This is a genomic window from Vibrio sp. JZG10 (assembly GCF_054064075.1).
Map to the genome: position 1 here is coordinate 1 of NZ_JBSUGE010000021.1, position 19,243 is coordinate 19,243.

General features: G+C 43.2%; 15 protein-coding genes. 7 read left to right on the plus strand and 8 right to left on the minus strand.

Annotation, left to right across the window (positions count from 1 at the left end; genetic code table 11):
* Window positions 1-471: 471 nt before the first annotated feature.
* Window positions 472-3,102 (minus strand): type I DNA topoisomerase, encoded by a 2,631-nt coding sequence (gene topA / locus ACWYVB_RS19555; protein WP_005390711.1) that lies wholly within the window; start codon window positions 3,100-3,102, stop codon window positions 472-474.
* Window positions 3,103-3,540: 438 nt separating this feature from the next.
* Here topA and ACWYVB_RS19560 point away from each other — a divergent pair, with 438 nt between their 5' ends.
* Complete coding sequence (locus ACWYVB_RS19560) at window positions 3,541-3,789, plus strand: YciN family protein (RefSeq protein WP_005387884.1); 249 nt, start codon at window positions 3,541-3,543, stop codon at window positions 3,787-3,789.
* A gap of 63 nt (window positions 3,790-3,852) precedes the next feature.
* On the opposite strand, the gene aroA is transcribed toward ACWYVB_RS19560, so the two are convergent.
* Together aroA and ACWYVB_RS19570 are read right to left on the minus strand one after the other, a co-directional pair.
* Window positions 3,853-5,133 carry a 3-phosphoshikimate 1-carboxyvinyltransferase gene (gene aroA, locus ACWYVB_RS19565; RefSeq protein WP_046874732.1) on the minus strand — a complete coding sequence of 427 codons (1,281 nt, stop codon included), beginning with the start codon at window positions 5,131-5,133 and terminating at the stop codon, window positions 3,853-3,855.
* Between the two features lie 290 nt (window positions 5,134-5,423).
* The gene (locus tag ACWYVB_RS19570) at window positions 5,424-5,900 is read right to left on the minus strand and encodes an outer membrane lipoprotein (protein WP_395186955.1); all 477 of its coding nucleotides are present in this window, start codon (window positions 5,898-5,900) and stop codon (window positions 5,424-5,426) included.
* A gap of 39 nt (window positions 5,901-5,939) precedes the next feature.
* Between ACWYVB_RS19570 and aat the strand changes: the two genes are divergently transcribed.
* The 3 genes from aat (at window position 5,940) to infA (ending at window position 7,645) form a co-directional block, all read left to right on the plus strand.
* Window positions 5,940-6,647, plus strand: coding sequence for a leucyl/phenylalanyl-tRNA--protein transferase (gene aat / locus ACWYVB_RS19575; protein ID WP_104971465.1), 708 nt, complete (start codon window positions 5,940-5,942; stop codon window positions 6,645-6,647).
* On the plus strand, window positions 6,644-7,345 hold the full coding sequence (locus ACWYVB_RS19580) for an arginyltransferase (RefSeq protein WP_457529840.1): 702 nt from the start codon (window positions 6,644-6,646) through the stop codon (window positions 7,343-7,345). Before aat ends, ACWYVB_RS19580 begins: the two co-directional genes overlap by 4 nt.
* Window positions 7,346-7,426: 81 nt before the next feature.
* Window positions 7,427-7,645 carry a translation initiation factor IF-1 gene (gene infA / locus ACWYVB_RS19585; RefSeq protein ID WP_001040192.1) on the plus strand — a complete coding sequence of 73 codons (219 nt, stop codon included), beginning with the start codon at window positions 7,427-7,429 and terminating at the stop codon, window positions 7,643-7,645.
* 135 nt (window positions 7,646-7,780) lie between these two features.
* Here infA and clpA read toward each other — a convergent pair whose 3' ends face one another.
* Window positions 7,781-10,048, minus strand: a complete 2,268-nt coding sequence (clpA, locus tag ACWYVB_RS19590; RefSeq protein WP_005390700.1) for an ATP-dependent Clp protease ATP-binding subunit ClpA — start codon at window positions 10,046-10,048, stop codon at window positions 7,781-7,783.
* Window positions 10,049-10,098: 50 nt separating this feature from the next.
* Complete coding sequence (clpS, locus tag ACWYVB_RS19595; RefSeq protein WP_031780157.1) at window positions 10,099-10,419, minus strand: ATP-dependent Clp protease adapter ClpS; 321 nt, start codon at window positions 10,417-10,419, stop codon at window positions 10,099-10,101.
* A 704-nt stretch (window positions 10,420-11,123) separates the two neighbouring features.
* Between clpS and cspD the strand changes: the two genes are divergently transcribed.
* Window positions 11,124-11,342, plus strand: a complete 219-nt coding sequence (gene cspD, locus ACWYVB_RS19600; RefSeq protein WP_005378407.1) for a cold shock domain-containing protein CspD — start codon at window positions 11,124-11,126, stop codon at window positions 11,340-11,342.
* A gap of 187 nt (window positions 11,343-11,529) precedes the next feature.
* Here the strand turns inward: cspD and ACWYVB_RS19605 are convergent, their stop codons facing one another.
* Window positions 11,530-13,755, minus strand: a complete 2,226-nt coding sequence (locus ACWYVB_RS19605; protein WP_005390697.1) for an NADP-dependent isocitrate dehydrogenase — start codon at window positions 13,753-13,755, stop codon at window positions 11,530-11,532.
* Between the two features lie 311 nt (window positions 13,756-14,066).
* On the opposite strand from ACWYVB_RS19605, the gene ACWYVB_RS19610 reads away from it, so the two are divergent.
* Window positions 14,067-14,768 (plus strand): pseudouridine synthase, encoded by a 702-nt coding sequence (locus ACWYVB_RS19610; protein WP_114322518.1) that lies wholly within the window; start codon window positions 14,067-14,069, stop codon window positions 14,766-14,768.
* An 86-nt stretch (window positions 14,769-14,854) separates the two neighbouring features.
* Here the strand turns inward: ACWYVB_RS19610 and ACWYVB_RS19615 are convergent, their stop codons facing one another.
* Together ACWYVB_RS19615 and ACWYVB_RS19620 are read right to left on the minus strand one after the other, a co-directional pair.
* A complete protein-coding gene (locus tag ACWYVB_RS19615) occupies window positions 14,855-15,532 on the minus strand; it encodes a DUF2057 family protein (RefSeq protein ID WP_012841993.1) in 678 nt (225 codons plus the stop codon).
* Window positions 15,533-15,608: 76 nt separating this feature from the next.
* A complete protein-coding gene (locus ACWYVB_RS19620) occupies window positions 15,609-16,640 on the minus strand; it encodes a porin (protein WP_006742133.1) in 1,032 nt (343 codons plus the stop codon).
* 515 nt (window positions 16,641-17,155) lie between these two features.
* Here ACWYVB_RS19620 and dinG point away from each other — a divergent pair.
* Complete coding sequence (dinG, locus tag ACWYVB_RS19625) at window positions 17,156-19,231, plus strand: ATP-dependent DNA helicase DinG (protein WP_457529844.1); 2,076 nt, start codon at window positions 17,156-17,158, stop codon at window positions 19,229-19,231.
* Window positions 19,232-19,243 lie beyond the last annotated feature (12 nt).

The window sequence follows — 19,243 nt, forward strand, 5'->3', positions numbered from 1 at the left end:
GCATTTATCCATCGTACCGCCTCCAAAGGCATTCATCCACGGGTAAACCCGTGGTTTTCTGTATCCACAGAATAAATTATCTAAGCAGGTTCTAAATTACAATTTTTAATACGCCATTCTGTGTTCCATACAGTTCTTGCTTACTCAAGACGATATCTAGATCACACAAGCAAAAGCAAACGATTACATTATGAAAACAATTTACGAACGGATTCACTACACCACCGACTTTTTGAGCTTAATATATAACAAATATATGAACGCAAAATGAAAGTTACGACGAATGTTTTTTACATAAAAAATACGTTCACTACTAATAAATCGTGACTCTGGTGTTTTCTAGCGACAATGGTGCTTGTTAAAGTGAGGAAAGGTCGATTAGAGGAAGAATGCGCAGAAGAAAACTGTAGGCCCCTACGCAAAAAAGGCAGCGATATCGCTGCCTTTTTACATTACTTTAATGGTGCATTTTTATGCTTTCGCTTTTTTACGCTTATCTGTGACTTCCCACTTACCTTCAACAAAGAGCGCTGTCCAACCAGATGGTTTGCCGTTCTCTTCCGAACGAACGTAGTTCTCTTTTGTTTTGCGACTAAAGCGTACAACTGCAGGACGACCATCAGGATCTTCTTGCGGTGCGGTCGCTAGGTATTTGAACTTCTCAGGTAAACGCTCTTCAAAACGTGCCAGTTCAGCAACCAAAGGAGCACGTGTCTCGCGCGATTTCGGGAAGTTGCTTGCCGCCATAAATAGACCTGAAGCACCATCACGAAGTACGAAATACGCATCTGAGTTTTCACAAGGCAACTCGGGGAAATGAACAGGATCTTCTTTCGGTGGCGCGACTTCGCCATTCTTCAGAATCTTACGAGTGTTCTTACACGTTTCACTCGTACAGTCCATGTATTTACCAAAGCGACCGTTCTTAAGCACCATATCAGAGCCACATTTGTCACATTCAACAACTGGACCATCATAGCCTTTGACTTTGAACTCACCGTATTCAACAAGGTAGCCTTCACAGTTCGGGTTATTACCACAAACATGCATCTTACGCTTGTCATCAATCAGGTACGCATCCATCGCCGTTTCACAGATCGGACAACGCTTTTTAGCACGAAGCGCGGCCGTTTCAACGTCTTCTTCTAAAACGTTAATAATACCTTCTTCGTCACCCAAGTTGATGGTTGTCTTACAACGCTCTTTTGGTGGTAACGCGTAACCAGAACAGCCTAAGAACACACCTGTCGAAGCAGTACGGATACCCATTGGACGGCTACACGTCGGACATTCGATATCCGTCATGACGATATGGTTTAGCTTCATACCGCCTTCTGACTCATCCAATTCCGCTTTTTCAAGATCGCCAGTGAAATCAGCAAAGAAGTTGTCTAACACAGCTTTCCAGTTCACTTCACCTTCAGCGATTTGGTCCAATTTCTGTTCCATACGCGCAGTAAAGTCGTAGTTCATCAAATCGTTAAAGCTGTCATCAAGGCGATCAGTAACAATTTCACCCATTTTTTCAGCGTAGAAACGGCGCTGATCAACTTTCACGTAACCACGATCTTGAATCGTAGAAATGATCGATGCGTAAGTCGACGGACGACCAATGCCTCGTTTCTCCAGCTCTTTAACCAGTGCTGCTTCAGTGTAGCGCGCAGGTGGCTTTGTAAAGTGCTGTTTAGGGTCAAGTGACTCTAAGCTTAGCTTATCGCCAAGTTGTACCGCAGGAAGGATTGTATCCTCGTTTTTGCCCATTGGACGTTGTACACGAGTCCAGCCGTCAAATTTAAGGATACGGCCTTTCGCTTTAAGCGTGTATTCTGCTGCTTTTACGCTGATGGTTGTTGAATCGTATTCTGCTGGCGTCATTTGACACGCGACAAACTGATTCCAAATCAAAGCGTAAAGTTTGTGCGCATCAGCATCGACACCTTGCAGGTCTTCCGCTTTAACACCCACATTTGAAGGACGGATCGCTTCGTGCGCTTCCTGTGCCCCTTCTTTACTGCCATACGTCAGCGGTTTCGCTGGTAAGTACTTATCACCAAACTCAGAACCAATAAAGTCACGTACAGCGTCCACAGCCTCGGCACTTAGGTTAGTCGAGTCCGTACGCATATAAGTGATGTAACCGGCCTCATAGAGGCGCTGAGCTAGCATCATGGTCTTTTTCACGCCGTAGCCCAGACGTGTACTCGCTGCCTGTTGAAGCGTAGAGGTGATGTAAGGTGCTGAAGGCTTGCTCTTTGTAGGGCGATCTTCACGCTTACATACTTCGTAACTTGCATTCTCAAGCACAGACATCGCTGCTTTGGTTTCTGCCTCATTAACTGGCTTAAACGCAGAACCATCTTTCTGAGCAACAAGCAGTTTAAAGTCAGCTTTGTCTTTCGTTTTCGTATTCGCATGAATATCCCAGAATTCTTCTGGTACAAACGCGTTAATCTCACGCTCACGCTCAACTAATAGTTTCACCGCAACAGACTGCACGCGACCAGCAGATAAACCACGAGCTACTTTCTTCCAAAGTAAAGGTGAAACCATAAAACCAACGACACGGTCCATGAAGCGACGCGCTTGTTGGGCATTAACACCATCCATGTTCAGCTCACCAGGTGTCTGGAAAGCTTGTTGGATCGCGTTTTTCGTAATTTCGTTAAAAACTACACGTTTGTATCGCTCTTCATCGCCACCGATGATCTCACGAAGGTGCCATGCGATTGCTTCCCCTTCGCGGTCCAAATCGGTTGCGAGATAAACGCAATCTGCGTCTTTGGCGAGTTTTTGTAGTTCGTTGACAACTTTTTCTTTGCCTGGAAGGATTTGGTAATTCGCTTCCCAGTCATGATATGGGTTAATCCCCATTTTTTTGATCAACGCTTTGCGGTCTTTCTCTTTTTTAACGCGCGCTTTCTCTTCCGGACTCATCCCTTTTGTTGAGATGGCTGCGGCTTTTTTCTCACCAGTGCTTTGACCGGCCGTAGGCAGATCACGCACATGACCAACACTAGACTTAACAATAAAGTCTTTACCAAGGTACTTATTTATCGTCTTTGCCTTGGCTGGTGACTCCACTATAACGAGTGATTTACCCATAACTGACTCTAACGTCCTTCATAATAATGCGGGTAGAAACCTTGTTTAAAGGCCACCCGCATAATGTTCTATTTCATTGCTTCTTTTTTTACTATTGTGCGAGATGAAAAGAAGATCAACTGCTTTTTTGAAATTCAGATCCGATTGGTTGACAATTCATCGTCTTTATACTTCAAAGAGACAGGGTTCTGAAAGGTATTGAGCGGCATATCTAAACAGGCAAACTTAGCATCCGCTAATCCAATGCAATAAATTTTGTTACGCATCACAAAATAGTTTCGTTCAGTGGCTCTGTCATACTCCTCCAACTAATCATACTTACACTCTAAAAATTGATCTGTTTAGGCTAAGTGAACGATTGACTGAATTAATCATGCAAACCCATTTTAGTTGTAGGTATACTCAGCGTTCTCAACTGAAATGAATGGTAGAAAAAGTATGTCTGATAGAACGTTTATCGAAGAGTTCGACCTTCTTTTGATCGCTAACCAAATCATCCAAGAACACGATGATTACATCGAAGGGATGCGAGCAACAAGCGTAGAAGAAAAAGAAGGTGTTTTAGTTTTTAAAGGTGAATACTTCCTTGATGACAAAGGTTTACCAACTTCAAATACGACTGCAGTATTCAATATGTTCAAATACTTAGCGCATCACCTTTCCAAGGAATTTACGCTGGTTAAATAGTAGCGGAAAACAAAAAAGCCAGAGTGTTATTCACTCTGGCTTTCCTGTTTCAGGTCAGAATATTTAGCAGCTTAAAGCCTTAAGTTTGTCGAAGTAGTCAGGGAACGTTTTCGACGTACACTTTGGATCGTTAATCGTCACAGGCGTATCACTAAGTGCCACCAGCGAAAAACACATCGCCATTCGATGATCATCGTAAGTATCAATCGCAGCATGCTTTAACTGAGAGACAGGTTTGACAATGATGTAGTCTTCCCCTTCTTCCACTTCCGCACCCACTTTACGTAATTCCGTCGCCATAGCTGACAAACGGTCTGTTTCTTTTACACGCCAGTTATAAACGTTACGAATAGCAGTAGTGCCTTCGGCAAATAGCGCTGTTGTCGCGATGGTCATTGCAGCATCAGGGATATGGTTGTAATCCATATCGATGCCTTTCAATTGACCAACACGTGAAATTACGTAGTCATCACCCCATTCAATTTCTGCACCCATTTTTTCAAGCGCATCAGCAAATTGAATATCACCTTGAATGCTGTTTTTACCGATACCCGTGACTTTAACTTCTCCGCCTTTGATGGCTGCCGCCGCCAAGAAGTAAGAAGCAGAAGACGCGTCACCTTCAACCAAGAAATCACCTGGAGCGATGTATTGCTGACCGGCAGGAATCACAAACTCTTGATAGTCGTTGTTGATCACATCGACCCCAAACTGCTTCATGATATGCAGGGTGATATCGATATAAGGCTTAGAAACCAACTCGCCTTCGATGTTGATGCGAATTTCACCTTCAGCCAATGGCGCAGACATTAAGAAAGCGGTCAAGAACTGACTTGAAATGGATCCATCGATAGAAACTGTACCTGCTTTTAGGCCAGTACCGACTATTTTGAGAGGCGGAAAGTTCTCGTTTTCCATGTACTCAACGTTCGCACCAGCATCTTTCAGTGCCGTGACAAGGTGACCAATTGGACGCTCTTTCATACGAGGTTCGCCCGTCAGTACATACTCCCCTTCTCCAAGACAAAGAGCCGCAGCTAATGGTCGCATCGCAGTGCCAGCATTACCGAGAAATAACTCTACCGGTTCTGAGACAGAAAACGGACGCCCAAGGCCTTCAACGAGACATTCTGTTTTATCTTCGGAAAGTTGGTATTGAACGCCGAGTTTAGTCAGCGCATTCAGCATATGACGGATATCATCACTGTCGAGGAGGTTAGTAAGGCGAGTTCTGCCTTTAGCAAGAGCAGCAAGTAAAAGAGCTCGATTAGAAACGCTTTTAGAGCCAGGAAGATTCACTTCCCCTTGAATTTTATTGATAGGTTGTAACGTTAGGCTTTCCATTAAAAGTTGATAATCCTTTGTGCCCTCAACATACGATTTTTTATGAGAGCTAAACAATTCTTCGTGAATTCAGACTACCCAAAAAAACACGACAAAACCAGAGCAAATCGGCGCTAATTTATGAATATACTCAAGTAGCTTAAAGATGCAGAATTAAAGGCATTGCCAGCGATGTAAATAAGAGCGAAAGAGGCGCGACGAAACAGCAAGCTATTTCGACTTTATTTGACGATAAGCCAGCCCTACTGTGCATGCCTGGTTAGGCTACCTTAGGTTAAAATAACGTAGGATTAATAAGCGATATCAACCCTGACTCCATCATCAAAATATAAGATACGAACTTCATCCCCTCGACTAAATAACATATTTTTATCAACATCTTGGATAACATTAATCAGCTTGTCGCCCTTCACTTTAATGAGTAGCTCAACTAACTTATATTCAACCGTGTATTGGTAATTACTTTGATTTTGTGCAACCGCTGCACCTGCAAGTGCACCCACTGCCGTCGCAACTTCTCGTCCAGTACCACCACCAAATTGATTGCCGACTAAACCGCCTATTGTGGCACCAAGTAGCGTTTTCCAACCATTACTTTTCGATTGAACAACCTCTTGTTGAGTAATATAACGGACAGAGTCAATCTTCCCGTAAACTACTTCATTAACTGGCTTGGCAACATTTCTTTCATAGGCTGCGTTGGCGACAAGTGGTAAAAACAGTATGATCCCAAGCCATACTTTTACGATATTTCTTAACCAGGTCATCATAAACTCCTCTGACTCCAATGTTGGTAACGACTTCTTATGGCTATTTATTTAACTGAACTCGATGAAACGTTCAACTTTCCCTCACCCTATAAAGCACTCAGCGATCCCAATGGTTTGCTTGCTTTTGGCGGTGACTTAGATCCCATGAGAATCCTCAATGGTTACTATCAAGGCATTTTCCCTTGGTATGGTCCTGGAGAACCTATTCTATGGTGGAGCCCTTCCCCACGCGCTGTTTTTGATCCCTTAGCGTTTAAACCGTCTAAAAGTCTCAAAAAATTTCAGCGTAAACATAACTATAAAGTAACGCTCAATTTCGCGACAGAAGAAGTGATTAGACTATGTTCATCAACACGTCCTGCAGAGGAAACTTGGCTCAACGAGGAAATGCAAGCGTCTTATATTGAGTTAGCTAAACTTGGTCACTGTCACTCTGTAGAAGTATGGCATGACAACGAGCTCATTGGGGGACTATATGGCATCTGCGTTGGTCAACTTTTTTGCGGGGAGTCGATGTTTAGCCTAAAAGATAACGCATCTAAAATTGCATTGTGGTACTTATGCAACCATTTGGCGTCAAAGCAAGGTCAATTAATCGATTGTCAGGTTATGAACTCGCACTTGGCATCACTTGGCGCATTTGAACTAGAGCGTAACGAGTTTATGCAAAAACTACTATCTTTAAGAGAAAAACAAACACTATTTGATACCTATAAGCCCCAAGTTTTGCAGGATTCAGTATGAGTACGGATATACAACATATTCGAATTGGATTAACGAATAATCACCCTTGCAGTTACTTGCCTGAACGGCAAGAGCGTGTGGCGGTAGCACTTGATGCAGGGCTACATACTGAAGAAAACTATCAACTGCTGATGGCCAACGGCTTTCGTCGTAGCGGAGATACCATATATAAACCGCACTGTGAGCATTGTAATGCTTGCCAGCCAATTCGAGTCTCGATTCCGGATGTGACGCTATCAAAAAGCCAGAAGAGGCTGCTCAGTAAAGCACAGCCTTTACGTTGGGAAATGAAACCCGAAATGGATGAGGAATGGTTTGAACTTTACCGTCGGTACATCTGCAAACGGCATAAAAACGGCACTATGTACCCACCAAAGCGTGATGAATTTTATCGGTTTGCCCAAACCAGCTGGTTGACCACTTCATTTTTGCATATTTACGATGAGTCAAATCAATTACTCGCCATTGCGGTAACGGATGTAATGACTCAATGTTCGAGTGCATTTTATACTTTTTTTGACCCTGACTACCCGTTATCTCTTGGCACTTTGGCAGTGCTCTATCAAATAAAATACTGCCAAGAAAACAAACAACAGTGGCTTTATTTGGGTTATCAGATTGATGAGTGTCCAGCAATGAACTATAAAACACGCTTTCAACGCCACCAAAGGCTAGTAAATCAGCGTTGGCGAGGGTAGAATACGCCTCAACTTTACATAATTACTATTTAGCGGCAGAATATAGCCCGCTAATATTGCCTAATTTCTAAAGAGGATTAAATGGCTAAAGAAGACGTAATCGAGATGCAAGGCACGGTCCTTGACACTCTACCAAACACTATGTTCCGTGTTGAACTTGAAAACGGTCACGTTGTGACTGCTCACATCTCTGGCAAGATGCGTAAGAACTACATCCGTATCCTAACGGGTGACAAAGTAACTGTAGAGATGACTCCATACGACCTGTCAAAAGGCCGCATCGTCTTCCGCGCTCGTTAATCTCTGATTTTCGGATGCAATAAAAAACGGAGCAGTTTGCTCCGTTTTTTATTGCATGATTTTTATTTCCGAGTAGGTTCAGACAAACAAAAAGCGCACGATAAAATCGTGCGCTTTTACTTCCCTACGGAGCAATTAATGCATCGCTGCCTCTTTCTCACTCAAATATTCAAATTTAAGTGTGTCATTCACTAGTGTTACTTTCACAGTGCCGCCGTCGACTAGAGAGCCAAACAACAATTCATTAGCCAAAGGTTTCTTAAGTTGCTCTTGGATAACGCGTCCCATTGGGCGAGCACCCATCGCCTTATCATAACCTTTATTCGCTAACCAATGGCGTGCATCTTGCGATACCTCCATTGATACGCCACGAGCATCAAGTTGCACCTGCAGTTCAACAATAAACTTATCAACAACTTGATGGATAACGCTTTCATCAAGGCTGTTAAACCAGATGATGTTATCAAGACGGTTACGGAACTCAGGAGTGAATACCTTCTTAATTTCCGCCATCGCATCGTGACTGTTGTCTTGCTGAATCAAACCAATTGATTTCTTCTCAGTTTCAGCCACACCCGCGTTGGTTGTCATAACGAGGATGACATTACGGAAGTCTGCTTTACGACCGTTGTTGTCTGTTAGCGTACCATTATCCATCACTTGCAATAGCAAATTAAAGATATCTGGATGCGCTTTCTCAATCTCATCAAGCAATACGACTGAATGTGGGTGCTTGATAACAGCGTCTGTCAGCAAACCACCTTGGTCGTAACCGACATAACCAGGAGGAGCACCAATTAAGCGACTCACGGAGTGACGCTCACCATATTCCGACATATCAAAACGAAGTAGCTCGATCCCTAGAAGCTTAGACAGCTGCACCGTCACCTCTGTTTTACCCACCCCAGTAGGGCCAGCAAACAAGAATGAACCAACTGGTTTGTTATCCACGCCCAAACCTGCACGTGTCAGCTTTATCGCTTCGGATAATGCATCAATCGCATTATCTTGACCAAATACCAACATCTTCATCTTGCTATCTAGGTTCTTCAAGATGTCTTTATCTGAAGAAGAAACCGACTTCTCTGGGATTCGGGCCATCTTGGCAACCATCGCTTCGATATCGGCAACACCAACCGTTTTCTTACGGCGGCTTGCAGGAGCAAGACGACTGCGAGCGCCAGCTTCATCAATGACATCAATGGCTTTATCTGGTAAATGACGTTCATTGATGTATTTCGCCGAAAGTTCTACCGCGGCACGCAGTGCTTTATTGGTGTAACGTACTTCATGGTGTGCTTCGTACTTCGGCTTCAAGCCCATCAAGATTTTAGTTGTGTCATCCAGAGAAGGCTCTACAACGTCAATCTTTTGGAAGCGACGGGACAACGCACGCTCTTTCTCGAAAATGTTGCTGTATTCTTGGTATGTAGTCGAGCCGATACAACGCAACTTACCGCTACTTAGTAGAGGTTTGATAAGGTTTGCGGCATCAACTTGACCACCAGAAGCCGCACCCGCACCGATGATTGTGTGTATCTCATCGATGAACAAAATTGCATCTTCTTCTTTTTCAAGCTGTTTCAAAATCGCCTTGAAGCGTTTTTCAAAATCACCACGGTACTTAGTACCAGCCAATAGAGAACCAATATCCAATGAGTAAATCACGCTGTTTTGAATAACTTCCGGGACCTGCCCTTCTACAATTCGCCAAGCAAGACCTTCTGCGATGGCTGTTTTACCTACCCCGGCTTCACCCACTAATAATGGGTTATTCTTGCGGCGGCGGCAAAGTACTTGAATAGTGCGCTCTAGCTCTTTATCGCGACCAATCAGTGGATCGATATTGCCATCTTTAGCGACCTGATTAAGGTTAGTCGCAAAGCTTTCCAAACGTTCTTCAGAATTCGGCTCTTCGACACTCTCTGAACTGAACGAATCTGATGATGGGTCTTCGCTTGCACCTGACGCTTTAGTAATACCATGGGAGATAAAGTTAACAATATCTAATCGGGAGATGTCGTTTTTCTTCAGTAGGTAGGCGGCATGCGACTCTTGCTCACTGAAGATCGCCACAAGCACGTTTGCACCTGTTACTTCGTTGCGGCCAGACGACTGTACATGAAAGACGGCGCGTTGTAGCACACGTTGAAAACTCAAAGTCGGCTGGGTTTCACGCGTCTCATCACTGTCTGGGATAAGAGGCGTAGTTTGATCGATGAATATATCGAGTTCGTTACGTAAAGCGTCAAGATCCGCTTTACAAGCTAAAAGGGCTTCCTTAGCTGCATCATTTTCCAATAATGCAAGTAGGAGGTGTTCGACAGTCATAAACTCGTGGCGTTTATCTCGCGCCCGAGCAAATGCACCGTTAAGGCTTGACTCTAGTTCTTTATTTAGCATAAGTACCTCCCGAAAAAACAACTTGGGTTGTTCGAGCAAGTCTTCTTTGTTTACGCTTGCTCCATAGTGCAAAGTAGCGGATGTTCATTTTCCCTTGCGTACATCGTAACTTGCGCTACTTTTGTTTCGGCAATTTCTGCACTGTATGTGCCACAGATTGCCTTTCCTTCATAGTGAATCTTGAGCATGATCTGAGTCGCTTTATCAATGTCATGTGAAAAGAATCGCTCAAGTACCTCTATGACGAAATCCATAGGTGTATAGTCATCATTATTTAGTACAACATTGTACAGCTTAGGTGGCTGAACTTTCGTACTTTCTCGCTCCAGAAGATCAGAGTCCGGAGTGACCCATTCAAAATTTTTACTCATGGCAATTCAAAGATATCGTATCAAAGGGTTGATGTTTTCGACCTATAAAAACAATCTACCACAAGCGTGCAGCGCGGTGTAGTGAGATATGGCACCGAATTCGATCTTTGATCGATAAAAGTTGCTACCTAATATAGAGACTAATGCAGGTCTTGAGGGGGCGCAAATAAAAGATGCTTGTCGATAAGTTACACATTTTTACTTATAAAATAACTTTCTTTTTACCCCCTCCGAGCTATTGCGAAACATCTCTCAGTCTTCTACCGAGATCACACTTCCTAACTGAGAATGGGGTAATTATCACGAAAACTTCATTTTTTATTCAGTTAGAGGATTCATCTATCATAAGCAACACGAACAGTATGGTTTTTCCAGTGAATACTACTTTGCAGGCTAATTGACCAAACTTCCGCGTATATACGAAAAACTGTTTGCAAATTTGTTAATCTCAAAAGTGATTTGTTTTCAATTATGTTTCTGTTTGTTGCTTAATGCTATTGACTGTCGGGATTCATTGACTACAGTGGAAAGTGTTGATGCATAAATCGTCATTTTGAATCCATTTGTTTTTAAGCAGCTTGGTGAATGTGATTTCTCATTGACTAGATGTTTGTTAGCGTTCGCTGACAATAGTAGTACCAGGTTAAAGGTATAACTTGGTTGTTGTAACAACTCAGTAAAAAATGCATGAGGGATGTAAAAGCATGGCTACAGGTACAGTAAAGTGGTTTAACAATGCCAAAGGATTTGGGTTTATTTGTTCAGATGAAGAAGAGGGAGATATCTTTGCCCACTACTCAACTATCCAGATGGACGGTTATCGTACACTGAAAGCAGGCCAACAAGTCTCATACGAGATTGAAAAAGGTCCCAAAGGCTGTCACGCGAGTAGCGTCGTGCCTCTTGAAGGTCAAGCCAAATAATTAGAGCGCTGTCGAAAAATAAAAATATTGCTCTCGAAACGTCATTTTGATGTTCTGAAGAGAAAAATAAACCCGCCAAGATAGCGGGTTTCTTACTATTTGTAGCTTATGAAATACAGATAGACCACATACAAAGTATTGATAAAAGAAGAAACACGCCGAAAGCGACGTGCTCTTTTCATCTATTTTACTTGTTAATGATCGCGTTAAAGGTTTCGCTTGGGCGCATCAACTTAGAAACCAATGCATCATCTAGCAGATAGTAACCGCCCAGTTCTCCTTTCACACCCTGTGCGTTGTTTAGCTCAGCGACGATTTTTTCTTCATGCTCTGACAACGCTTTCGCAATCGGTGCAAACTCAGCAGCGAGATCAGCATCGTCTGTTTGCTCGGCAAGTGCTTTCGCCCAGTAAAGTGCGAGGTAGAAATGACTACCGCGGTTATCTAATTCGCCCACTTTACGTGACGGAGACTTGTTGGTATCTAAAAACTCACCAGTCGCTTTGTCTAGCGTATCCGCCAAAACTTGCGCTTTCGGGTTGTTTGCCACCACACTTAGATGTTCTAGGGATGCAGCTAGTGCTAAGAACTCACCTAAAGAATCCCAACGAAGGTGATTCTCTTTTTCTACTTGTTGAACATGCTTAGGAGCAGAACCACCAGCACCTGTTTCAAATAGACCACCGCCATTCATCAGTGGAACGATAGATAGCATCTTAGCTGACGTGCCTAACTCTAAAATTGGGAACAAGTCTGTTAGGTAGTCACGAAGAACGTTACCCGTTACAGAGATAGTATCCAAACCCGCTTTCATACGCTCTAGCGAGTACTTACAAGCATCAACAGGAGATAGGATCTTAATCTCTAGACCGTCAGTATCGTGCTCTGGTAAGTAGGTATTTACTTTCTTAATGAGTTCAGCATCGTGCGCACGGTTTTCGTCTAGCCAGAATACGGCTGGAACACCTGTTGCACGTGCGCGAGTCACTGCTAGTTTAACCCAATCTTGGATTGGTGCGTCCTTCACCTGACACATACGGAAGATATCGCCTTCTTCAACCGCTTGCTCTAACAATACGTTACCCGCAGTATCAACAACGCGAACAGTACCCGCTGCGTCTAGAATAAATGTCTTGTCGTGAGAACCATACTCTTCTGCCTTTTGAGCCATTAAGCCAACGTTAGGCACGCTACCCATAGTGGTCGGGTCAAATGCGCCGTGCTCTTTACAGAAATCAATCACCGCTTGGTAAATACCTGCGTAGCTACGATCTGGTATCATCGCTTTGGTGTCTTTTTGTTTACCATCTGGTCCCCACATTTGACCAGAAGAGCGAAGCATTGCTGGCATAGAAGCGTCTACAATAATGTCGCTTGGTACATGTAAGTTGGTGATACCACGATCAGAATCAACCATCGCAAGTTCTGGTTGAGTTTGGTAAACCGCTTGAATTGCCGCTTCAATTTCTGCTTTTTGCGCTTCAGGTAGAGACTCAATTTTTGAGTAAACATCACCGATGCCATTGTTTACATCAACGCCTAGCTCTTCAAACAGCTTGCCGTACTTATCGAAAACGTCTTTGTAGTAAACTTTTACTGCATGGCCGAAAATGACAGGGTCAGAAACTTTCATCATTGTCGCTTTCATATGAAGAGACAGCAGCACGTCTTGTGCTTTCGCTTCAGCAATCTCTTTCTCGAAAAATTCAACCAGCGCCTTCTTCTTCATCACTGAAGTGTCAATGACTTCTTTATCTAGTAATGGGAACGCAGACTTGAGCTCTTTAACTGTACCGTCATTACCAACAAACTCGATTTTTACCTCTGTTGCACCAGAGATAGTCGTGGACTTTTCGCTACCAAAGAAGTCATTGTCTGACATGCTCGCAACATGAGACTTAGACTCTGATGACCACGCACCCATTGAATGTGGATTTTTCTTCGCGTAGTTCTTAACCGAAGTTGGAGCACGACGGTCTGAGTTACCTTCACGAAGTACTGGGTTAACCGCACTACCTTTGATTTTGTCGTAAGCCGCTTTAATCGCTTTCTCTTCGTACGTGCTCGGTTCTTCTGGGTAGTTTGGTAAATCGTAACCTTTCGCCTGAAGCTCTTTAATCGCCGCTTTAAGCTGAGGAACTGAAGCTGAAATGTTAGGTAGCTTGATGATATTTGCTTCTGGAGTTTGAGCTAGTTCACCAAGCTCTGTCAACGCATCGCCAATGCGCTGTTCTTCTTTTAGATGCTCTGGGAAGTTAGCGATAATTCGACCTGCTAGTGAAATATCACGAGTATCTACATTGATGCCAGACGATGCTGTGAATGATTGAATGATTGGTAGTAATGAATAAGTTGCTAGCGCCGGCGCTTCATCAGTGATGGTGTAGATAATTGTAGGTTTTTCTGTAGGCATGAAATTTCCCTATTTTTTAATCAACTTGTTGGCTGATCAACTCAGCGTCTGAGTTGGTTTAATTGACGCATTGCTGCACGTTAGCAGTACATGTCTCCTCACTAACGCCACATGCGGTTCGCACTCTTTGTTGTAGTTTGAAGCTCTGGGCTCTGAATCCATGAGTGCACTGATATAATTAAACAAATAACACGAATTAGTCTATCATTCTGTGCGCGTTTGTTAGTTTTAGGCGCGCAAATCATATCCGATCATGAGAAAACTTAAAACTTTCAAACACAGTTCATTTACATTTTTGCAGGGTAGTTAACATGTCATCTCGTACAGGTCATGAAAAAGGTCGCGGTCGCAATCAATCCCAAACGGGCCGATTTAAACACTCAGGAGCTCGCAATAGCTCAAAGACTCGTACTCAAACAAACCGTCGCCCTGTTCGCTCAGCAAGAAACCAAAAGCCAAAAGTGGATCCAAAAGACCGTAAAGTCATTATATTCAACAAGCCTTACGACACGCTCAGTCAATTTACCGATGGTGATGGTCGCAAAACGTTAGCGGACTATATCCCAATCAAAGATGTCTATGCGGCTGGCCGATTGGACCGAGACAGCGAAGGTTTGATGGTACTCACTAACGATGGCATCTTGCAGGCGAAGCTAACGCAGCCAAAGTCAAAATCGCCGAAGACTTATTGGGTTCAAGTTGATGGCGCTCCTCAGGAGCAAGATCTTGAAAAATTGAGAAAGGGAGTAGAGCTAAAAGATGGTATGACTCTACCAGCCGAAGTTGAAGTGATTCCAGAACCACAAGTCTGGGATAGAACCCCTCCTGTTCGTTTTCGGGCAAATATCCCAACAACGTGGCTAGCCATTACCATTATTGAGGGAAGAAATCGCCAGGTGCGTCGCATGACTGCACACATTGGCTTCCCTACTTTGCGCCTCATCCGTCATTCGATGGGTGATATCGTCCTTAACGACCTAATGCCTGGTGAATGGAGAGAAATCTCTCTCTAATACGGCAGAAAAGATAAAAGCAGGCTTAAAGCCTGCTTTTTAGATTCGTACTTTTTCAGTTAAGCCCTATCTAATGAACTAAGGGATTACTGCTCAGCAAGCCAGTTTTTAAATGCCTCTTTTTCCGCCGGAGACGCTTTCTGGTACATCGTCTTTAATACATCAACCATTGGGCTGTCGTTCGATGCGACTGTTGAACGGGTATCACTACTCTCAACTCGAGGCTCGATATCACTTACTGATTGTTGATGCTGATTCACAGTTACATAACTAACGGCAACACTCGCGATACCGCCAGCAATATTGTAGTTACGAGATTCTTGAGGGTAATTACGACCAATTTGAACACCATCTGACTCTAATACATCTTCGACCAAAGCAATAGGTTGACCTTTGGTGTCCAGCAGTTGCCAATCTAAAGGTGAGATGTTGTTTTGCGCTTGACGAAGAGTTTTAAACTCTGGTAGTTCAAACTTTAGTTTTTCATTTTCAACATCAAACTTAGCGATGATCACGTCACTGTAAACTGTCTTAAGGTTTTCGTTTGTTTCAAAAGCAGGTTGATATTTGAAGACAATTTGGTTAGTTCCGTCGGGGATCTCAATTGTCTTCTCACTAGAGAAAAGTCCCCCCTCAAGTTTTGGCTTCTCCATATTGACGGCCAGTAACTTCACGTCTTCTGGAACCACTAAAGTCGTTGCAGCATAAAGGTTTGTACTGGCAAGAATAGACAACGCCATTGCCACTTTTAATGATAACTGCATAGAGTTTTTCATCCTTATCTTCATAGTAAAAGACCCAGCATATAGCTGGGTCTTACAATATCAAACTGGGTATTGATTACCAGTAGAAACGTGCACCAACACCGAAGTCAGTTTTAGAATCAGTTTCTGCAGTTGTTTTACCAGCTTCTAGCTTATCACCATCAAAATTGTAACCCGCTTCTGCGAATACGCGAGCCCATTTAGAGAACTTGTATTCAACGCCAGCGTAAAACTTAGATTGGTCGCCGTCTTTCTTGCCAGATTTGTCAGAAGATGACATTACTAGCTCGTAGCCAGAGTAAAGTGTTGTTTTAGGAGCTACAGCGAACATGCCTGCTAGAGAGATACCGTGAGAATCGATAGTCTCGTTAGCTGCTTTGTCTTCATTTTCGTTGTAGTAGTACGTAGCACCTAGAGTGTGCTCATCTAGAGCGTATTCAGCAGTTACTTCGAAAGATAGGTTCTCAGTGTTGTTACCTTTAGAAGCAATCTTGTTCTCAGAAGAAAGAACGCCAGCGTGTACAGATAGGTCATTGAAAGACTTACCTACGAATACTTCGCGGATTTCTTCGTTTTGATCTTTCTCACCTAGCGCGTAACCAGCTTTTAGCCAGAATGCGTCATTTTCGTAAGCGTATTTAATTTGAGAAGAGTTGTTCCACGCGTGTCCGTAAAGAAGTGCAGAACCACCGAAGAAGTATGAGTAATCAGCTCCGTAGATGTCATCAGCCCAAGTACCTTCTTTACCAAAACGAAGTGTACCCATATCGCCCATGTCGAAGCCAAAGATGTGACGGCGTACGTATACTGAGTCATCAGTACGCTCGCTTGAATCAGCACCTGCACCGTAGTTGTCACCTAGAGCAACACCGATTTCAACTTCACCTAGAACTTTTAGGTTGTCGTTTACAACGTAAACACCATTTACACCCATACGAGAAGAGCTAGTGTTTAGCTCTGCAGTGTGGTCTGTGCTGTCTAGGAATAGAAGAGTTGGACGTAGCTGACCGTAGAAATCTACAGAACCTTCTTCAGATTTGAATACTTCAGCTGCGTTCACTGAAGTTGCAGACGCAACTACAGCTAGTGCTAATAGAGTTTTTTTCATAATTAATCCACTGCCTTTTCTTAGTTCGGGATATCCTTGTCCGGTTCCCTTTTTTTATATGTTTGAGATAGAGCGTTAACAAAACGTTATACAGCGCCTTCTCAAAATCTGGAGCTAAGAGTGCAAAAGATTATTCTGGCTGTCAAATTTTCTAAATACCAATGTAAAAAAACAAAAATAACATTTAAAAACAACAACTTGAAAAGTTTATCTTTATTTATTCGACGAACATCTAATCAATCCTCTTGATTTTTCATAATTTATAAAACCATTAACAATGAGATTTTAAACCCAAAACAAATACTAAAAAACAAAATATATAGAATAAAAAACCATACAAACATCATATTTGGAGTTTTATATTTTTCATATAATGAAATTAATTTCATTTAGATAAGGTTCAATATTTTTTTGTGAAGAAGATCTACATTCCTCATAAAAGCATTCCGTTTTGTGAACTACTGTACAACTAGTGATGTGTGCTACTATTCGCCTCCAACGCATTTGAGGCCCGTATGCTGACCAGTAACATTCAAAAATCGATTCGTAATAGCTATCAAAACCTGCAAGATCAACTTGATAACTTTGTACCTAGAAGAGCACAAAACTACCTTGTTGCAGAGATTGCAAAAACGCTGTGCGGTCAGTACCACAAATCTAACCGAATACTGGTTGCAGAAGCAGGGACTGGAATTGGTAAGTCGCTCTCCTATCTAATGGCTGCCATCTCCGTGGCTGTACATAATAATAGAAAAGTGGTTATCTCAACGGCGACCGTAGCTCTGCAAGAACAGCTCATAAATAAAGACCTCCCTCTTTTTCGTCGGATTACCGACCGAGAGTTTTCTTTTATTTTGGCAAAAGGCCGTCAACGATATTGTTGTGCAGAAAAACTTGCTTCAGCTTGTGGCGCTGATGGTGGTCAGTTAGCCATGTTCGAAACCAAGCCTAAGCAAAGAGATATAGAGCTGTTGGAAACAATGCATCGCTCTCTTGCGCAAGGTAAGTGGGACGGTGACCGTGATTCTTGGCCTAAAACCATTGATGATAAGCTATGGCAACTGATTGTTAGTGATAAACACAGTTGTAATAACAGCTTACCCGGCCATCGCGGCTGCCCATTCCAAAAAGCGCGCTCAGAGTTGGATAAGAATGATGTCATCATTGCGAACCACTCTCTCGTCATGGCAGACGCAGACTTGGGGGGCGGAGTAATCTTACCTGAGCCAGAAAACACGATATACGTCTTTGACGAGGCACATCACTTGCCTCATGTCGCCCGCGATCATGCTTCAGCATCTGCGAGCTTAAAAGGTGCGGCAGCGTGGCTTGAGAAGTTAAATCAGTCGATTAGCAAGTTTTCATCGCTCGCAGACGAGAAGCGCGTAGCTCGATTTCGCAACGACCTTCAAGACGCGGTTCAGAACTTGATACCAGCACTGACTCAACTGCCTAAACAGTTCGATCCAGCTCAATTTGAAGAGAGTATCTACCGCTTTGAGCACGGTGAACTACCAGAATGGCTAGAGAACCAATCCAAAGAGTTAAAGCAGTTCAGTAAAAAAGCAAATCAAAGTGTGGCAAAAATTGCCGACCTTATTGCGGAAAGAGTAAAAGATGGGGAGCTTGCGACAAGATTGGCTGAACCAGCGCTTGCAGAGCTCGGCTTCTACATTCAAAGGTTAGAAAACCTAGCGCAAGTCTGGCACTTGATGGCTGAGCCAACTCGTGAAAAAGGTGCGCCTTTGGCTCGCTGGTTAGAAACCCACCCCGATCGCGAGGGTGATTTCATTGTGAGTGTTTCTCCGCTTGAAATTGGATGGCAACTCGACCAACAAATTTGGAGCAGGTGCATTGGCGCCATTTTAGTTTCCGCAACGATGCGTGCATTAAACTCCTTCCATTACTTTTGCCATCAGGTTGGTATTGATGGAAAACCAGAATCAGGCACACAGTTTTTAGCGCTTGCGTCACCATTCGATTACCAAAACCAGGCAGAATTGCTCATCCCTGCGATGAAATATGAACCACCAGCGCCTCAATTTACTGAATATCTTATTGAGATATTGCCTAAGTACTTGGAAGACAAGAAAGCCAACTTAGTATTATTCTCATCCTATTGGCAGATGAACCAAGTTGCGAAGGCGCTGTCTTCGGAGTTCATAAAAAAAGGCTGGGCGTTGCAAGTTCAAGGTGAAAGCTCACGTCAAGAAATTCTAAAAAAACATAAAAAGCTAATAGAATCAAATAAAACCAGCATCTTATTTGGTACTGGCAGTTTCTCTGAGGGGCTAGATTTACCTGGCGAATTACTTGAAAACTTGGTAATTACAAAAATTCCATTTGGTGTTCCAACCTCTCCTGTCGAACAGGCTCACTCCGAATATATCGAGAAAAAAGGTGGGAACCCGTTTATGCAAATAACTGTACCTGACGCAAGCAAAAAGTTGATCCAGAGCGTAGGTCGCTTACTGCGTAAAGAGAGAGATTCTGGTAGAGTAACGATTCTTGATCGACGCCTAGTCACTAAGCGATACGGACAAGCCTTAATCGACTCACTACCTCCATTTAAACGTAAAATAGAATATTAGAAGAATCACCAT